The organism is Aquitalea sp. ASV11, from assembly GCF_016429185.1.
Classification (GTDB): Bacteria; Pseudomonadota; Gammaproteobacteria; order Burkholderiales; family Chromobacteriaceae; genus Aquitalea; species Aquitalea pelogenes.
In genome coordinates this window covers 1-5,698 of record NZ_JAELUD010000124.1, presented here as the reverse complement: position 1 = coordinate 5,698, position 5,698 = coordinate 1, and the positions used below count along the sequence as shown (strand labels likewise).

The following is a 5,698-nucleotide window of genomic DNA, read 5'->3' as shown; positions in this document are numbered from 1 at the left end:
GGTGATCAGCGTGCCACTGTTCGGCAGTCTGGCCGGCGATGCGCAAATCTGGGGCCGTGGCGCACAGGTGCACCCGGTGTGGCTGCAAAATGCAGGCTATATCTGGATTCTGCCGATTCTGCTGATGAGCATGTTGTGTCTGCTATATGCACACGATCTGCCCAAGCTGCGGCTGACCCTGCACGACCAGTGGCTGATGATGAAAGAACGCCATACCTGGTATATCTGCCTGCTTTACCTCAGCAGCTATGGCACTTTCATCGGCTTTTCCGCCGCTTTCCCGCTATTGGCCCATGCCCTGTTCCCGCAGGTGAATGCCACACCCTATCTGTTTCTGGGGCCGATGATCTGCGCGCTGGCCCGCCCCATTGGCGGCTGGTGCGGCGACCGCATCGGCGGCGGCATCACCACCCTGATGTGCAATCTGGTGATGGCGCTGGCTACGCTGGGCATTCTGTTCAGCCTGCCGGGCGACAGCGATGGCGGCAGCTTCAGCCTGTTTCTGGTGTCCATGCAGCTGATTTTCTTTGCCGCCGGCGTGGGCAATGGCTCGTCCTATCAGCTGTCGCCCAAGGTATTCCTGATCGAGGCTGGACGGCAGGCCAGGGATAGCGGCGAAAGCGTAGCCGATGCCTATGCCCGCGGTGGCCGCCGTGGCGTTGCCGCCATGAGCATCAGTTCGGTATCGGCCACGCTGGGCGGCTTTTTCATTCCCAAGGCCTTTGGCAATGCGCTGGACTGGTTTGCCAGCTTTGTTCCGGCATTTTTGCTGTTTCTGGCTTTTTATCTGGTTTCGATGGCGGTAGCATGGTGGCAATACGCCCGCCCACGCGCCAGCATGCGTTGCTGAGCCCCAAAGACCAACCGTGAAGCCTGTTATCTTTCTGCCCCGCTCCAGGCTGTCCACCGCCTTGCTGTTGTCCGGCCTGCTGCATGGCACATTGCTGTTCGGGCTGGCCCCTGCCCTGCTGCACACACCGCCGCCGCTACCCGCCGCCTTGCAATTGCAATTACACGCCGCTCCCGCCCCGACAGCCACCAAGGCCAGGGCAACCGGGGCAGCCAGCCCGCCGCCGCTGCACAGCACGATGCACAGCCCTCATGCGGCAATGACGCCGCCAGCCATTACACGGGAGCAGCCACCGGCGGACGTCAGCCCGCATCCGGCGGCCACTGCTAACCCGGCTGCAACAGTCAGCGCGGCACCGGGCAGCACCATGACCAATACTGGCGAGGGCAGCAACGCCAAACCTGCAAGCAGCGGGGCAAGCGTGCATCAGCCTGCGCTGTACCGCTCGGCCTATCTGCATAACCCCGAACCACCTTATCCGGAACGTTCGCGCGAACTGGGCGAGCAAGGCCGGGTGATGTTGCAGGTGCGGGTCAGTGCCGAAGGGCGTGCACTGCAAGTGGAAGTGATCGGCCACAGCCACAGCCGTCGTCTGGACGAAGCCGCCCGGCAAGCCGTGGCTGACTGGCGCTTCATTCCGGCACGGCAGGGTGGGGTGGCGATCGAGTCCAGCCTGCAAGTGCCCATTACCTTCTCGCTGCAAGCGCCCTGACCGGGCCACCAGGCATGAAAAAAGCCGCCGGCAGTCAGACTGCGGGCGGCTTTCTGGCCGATCTGGCGTATGGCTTATTACTTCAACGCATGGATGGCCGGCAGGTTACGCCAGGCACCACGTACGTCCATGCCATAACCGAATACATAACGGTCCGGCACGTCCAGGCCGACAAAGTCAGCAGCAATCGGCTTGTCCTTGGGGATCAGCTTGTTGGCAAACACGCCGCTGTAGAACTCCTTGGCGCCCATGCCCATCACCTTGTCGCGGATGGCAGCCATGGTGTGGCCTTCATCCAGAATGTCGTCCAGCACCAGTACCACGCGGTCCTGTACATCTTCTTTCGGAGCCTGTTTCCAAACCAGTTCGCCGCCATGGGTCTTGTCGCCATAGCGGGATACGTGCACATAGTCGAAATCCAGCGGGAAGTTCAGACGCGGCAGCAGCTGACCGGTAAACACCACGGCACCGCCCATCACGGACAGCACCAGCGGGTAGGTTTCACCCAGCTTGGCAGTGATTTCTTCTGCCATGCGATCGACGGCTGCGCTCACTTGTTCGGCAGTGAACAGAATGTCCGAACTGTTGATCAGGCCGCGGGCTTCGGCAATGTTAGGCATGTTGGCTCCTAGAGAAAATGCAAACGCCGCTCCGTCGCTGGAGCGGCGTGATGGTTAATAATGGATCAGCCCTGCAGTTCTTGCAGATAAGCCGAGAAATCTTTTGCTACTTCATGGTGCTTCAGGCCGTAGCTGACCGTGGCTTTCAGATAACCGAGCTTGGAACCGCAATCGAAGCGGGTTCCCTTGAACGGCAGCGCCAGTACTGCTTCTTCTTTCAGCAAGGCGGCAATACCGTCAGTCAGCTGGATTTCACCACCGGCACCCGGCGTGGTATTCAGCAATTTGTCGAAAATGCGCGGGGTGAGGATGTAACGCCCCACCACGGCCAGATTGGACGGTGCCACATCCGGATGCGGCTTTTCCACAATGCTGACCACGCGCTGCCGGCCATGCGGCTGGCTGCTGACTTCCACAATGCCGTAAGAGCCGGTTTCTTCGCGCGCCACGGTTTCCACGCCCAGCACCGAGCTGTGGGTGGTATCGAACAGGCTGACCATTTGCTCCATGGCACCGACTTCGCCATCAATCAGGTCGTCCGCCAGAATCACGGCAAACGGCTCGTCCCCCACCACCGGGCGGGCGCACAGTACCGCATGCCCCAGGCCCAGTGCCTCGGACTGACGGATGTAGATGCAGCTGACCGACGGCGGAATGATGCCGCGCACCGTGTCCAGCAGCTTCTGCTTGTTCTTGTTTTCCAGCTCGGTTTCCAGCTCGTAGGCCTTGTCGAAATGATCCTCGATGGAGCGCTTGTTACGACCGGTGATGAAAATCAGCTCGGTAATACCGGCGGCAATGGCCTCTTCCACCGCATACTGGATCAGTGGTTTGTCCACCACTGGCAGCATTTCTTTGGGACTGGCCTTGGTTGCCGGCAAAAAACGGGTGCCAAGACCGGCAACCGGGAATACAGCCTTGCTGATTTTTTTCATCGTCGTAAAAAGTCTTCAATTGAAAATATTTCTGACTGGCGCGCATTCTATACCTGACTTGCACGCCGCTCCAAACAACAACTCAACAGGGGTGCCACTGACGCAGCGTTTTTGCCACGCTGTCAATCAGTGGCGGCCAGTCGCCCGGTATCTGCTGACGACAGATACGCATGCTGGCATACCAGGGTGACACTTCTGCGCTGGCCATGAAAAACGGTGCGCTTTCCGCCCGCATCAACACCCACACCGGCTTGCCCAATGCACCGGCCAGGTGTACCACCGAGGTGTCGACGCTGATCACCAGATCCAGCTGTTCGATAATGGCGGCAGTGTCGGCGAAATCGCCGATCTGCACTGCATGGACACGTCCTTGCAATTCATCCGGCAGCGCGCCCAGTTGCAGCGAGACAAAATCCACCTGCGGCATGTCCAGCAAGGGCAGGAACTGCGCAAGCGGCACCGATTTGTTCTGGCGGCCATGATCGGCAATGCCCACGCCCCAGCTGCCGGTTTCCCAGACTATCCCCACCCGCAGGCGGCCAGCCTGTCTGGCTGGCAAATGCTGCTCCTGCGCGGCACACAACGCAGGATCTGCCTGCAGATAGGGTTGGTCGGACAAGGTGTCCAGGGTGACATCCAGCCGCAGCGGCAAGGACATCAGCGGAATCTGCCAGTCGTAGGCTGGCGGGGTATCTTCCAGCGGCACCAGGTCAATGCCTTCCAGCTGCCCGAACAGGCGCAGGCAGGCCGTCTGGCAGGCCAGCGTAATGCGGGCCGCCGGGTGCTGCTGACGCAACACGGGCAGGAAGCGTGCCATTTGCAGGGTATCGCCCAGGCCTTGCTCGGCCCACACCAGCAAGTGCTGCTCGCCCAGCGGCTGGCCTTGCCAGGCATGTTCGCGGTAACGCGGCTGCATGATGGTGCGCCAGCGCTGTTCGTACAGCGGCCAGGCTGCGCGGTACTCACCTTGCAGCAGCAAGGCCACCGACAGGTTAAAACCAAGGTAAGCGTCGTCCGGCTGCAGTTCCAGACCCTGACGATAGGCACTCACCGCTTCATCCAGCCGCAAGGCGCAAGTCAGGGCATTGCCCAGATTGTTCAGCCGTCCGCCACTGGCGCCGGCCAGTTGCAAGGCATTCTGGTGGCAAACCACGGCATCGTCGTAACGCAGCGCGTATTGCAGCACCACGCCCAGATTGCTCCAGGCCTCGGCATGCTGCGGCTCGGCCTGCAACACTTCCAGCAGCAGGTTTTCCGCCAGGGTCAGTTCACCCAGTTCCTTCAGCAGCACGGCCAGATTGCATTTGATATTGCTGGAAGACGGATTCAGGCCGGCGGCAGCCAGATAATCCTCCAGCGCCTGCGGGTACTGTTTCAGCCGCATATGGGCGGTGCCTCGGTTGAACAAGGCCTGCCAGTCCTGCGGATTGTGCTGCAGGCAGCTACTGAAGGCGGCAATGGCCTGCTCTTGCTGATCGGCTGCCACCAGACGGTTGCCGCGCTCGAATGCCGTTTCGCGCATGATGTCCCTTTCAGTCCGCGGTTTGCTGCAGCATGGCTTGCAGGCCGGCTTCATCCAGAATGGCAATGCCCAGCTCTTCAGCCTTGGCCAGCTTGCTGCCGGCTTCGGCCCCCGCCACCACGAAATGGGTCTTTTTCGATACGCTGCCCGCCACCTTGCCACCGGCGGCCTCAATCAGCGCCTTGGCTGCATCGCGTGACAATGTGGGCAGGGTGCCGGTCAGCACGAAGGTTTTGCCGTCAAACAGCGGATTGGCAGCTGCCGTCTCGGATGGCAATTGCGCCAGAATCTCGTCGCGCAAGGCAGATAGTGCTTGCAGGCCGCTGCGCTGGGCCGGGACATCCAGCCAGTCGGCCAGCGCGTTGATGACTTCGGCCGGCAATTGCAACAGCAGTAGCTGACGTCTTTCCATGCGTGCCAGTTGCGCGAGCCCGCTGACCTGGGCCGCCAGTTGCTGGCTGCGCACCTCGGTCAGCCGTGGAATATCCAGCCTTGCCAGCAAGGCCGCCGGTTCCAGCCGCTCTGCCAGCTTGGCAGACGGGGCGTGCTCGTCGGCCGGGCTGACATACTGCAACAGGGCATCCAGTGCCGCTTCGTTATTGGCTTCGGCAAAAAAGTCGGCCAGCGATTGCGCCACCACACCGCCAATATCGGGCAGCGCGGCAAACAGGGCGGCAGGCGCACGGCGGATCAGCGCCAGTGAGCCCAACCAGTCGGCCAGTGTCTTGGCGGTGGACTCACCCACATGGCGAATGCCCAGTGCAAACAACAAGCGCGCCAGCGGCGGAGTACGACTGGCGGCAATGGCCTCCAGCAGGTTTTCTGCCCATTTGCTGGCCACCTTGCCGGCTTTCACCGTTTCTGGCGTCACGCCTTCGTCTTCATCGGCCCGGCGTTTCATTTCCAGCAGATCATCCAGCGTCAGGCGGTACAGGTCCGCCACGCTGTGCACATAGCCATACTCCACCAGCTTGTCGATATAACGCTCGCCCAGGCCATCGATATCCATCATGCGCCGGCCGGCAAAATGCTGGATAGCCTGGCTGCGCTGCGCCTGAC

5 protein-coding genes and 1 pseudogene are annotated in these 5,698 nt (G+C 61.2%); 2 read left to right on the top strand and 4 right to left on the bottom strand.

What is annotated here, in order from left to right; all coding sequences use genetic code 11:
• Both JHD62_RS21015 and JHD62_RS23125 read left to right on the top strand, forming a co-directional pair.
• A pseudogene (locus JHD62_RS21015) lies at window positions 1-850 on the top strand (nitrite extrusion protein); the annotation flags it as partial.
• 16 nt (window positions 851-866) lie between these two features.
• A complete protein-coding gene (locus JHD62_RS23125) occupies window positions 867-1,562 on the top strand; it encodes an energy transducer TonB (RefSeq protein ID WP_199104517.1) in 696 nt (231 codons plus the stop codon).
• 77 nt (window positions 1,563-1,639) lie between these two features.
• Here JHD62_RS23125 and JHD62_RS21005 read toward each other — a convergent pair whose 3' ends face one another.
• The 4 genes from JHD62_RS21005 to JHD62_RS20990 form a co-directional block, all read right to left on the bottom strand.
• Complete coding sequence (locus tag JHD62_RS21005; protein ID WP_045846793.1) at window positions 1,640-2,182, bottom strand: hypoxanthine-guanine phosphoribosyltransferase; 543 nt, start codon at window positions 2,180-2,182, stop codon at window positions 1,640-1,642.
• A gap of 65 nt (window positions 2,183-2,247) precedes the next feature.
• Entirely contained in the window at window positions 2,248-3,117 is an 870-nt protein-coding gene (gene galU, locus JHD62_RS21000) for a UTP--glucose-1-phosphate uridylyltransferase GalU (RefSeq protein ID WP_045846792.1), read from the bottom strand.
• Window positions 3,118-3,199: 82 nt separating this feature from the next.
• A complete protein-coding gene (locus JHD62_RS20995) occupies window positions 3,200-4,639 on the bottom strand; it encodes a tetratricopeptide repeat protein (protein WP_199104516.1) in 1,440 nt (479 codons plus the stop codon).
• A gap of 10 nt (window positions 4,640-4,649) precedes the next feature.
• Window positions 4,650-5,698 (bottom strand): helix-hairpin-helix domain-containing protein (locus JHD62_RS20990; protein ID WP_233161142.1); only part of this gene is annotated, 1,049 nt, incomplete at its 5' end.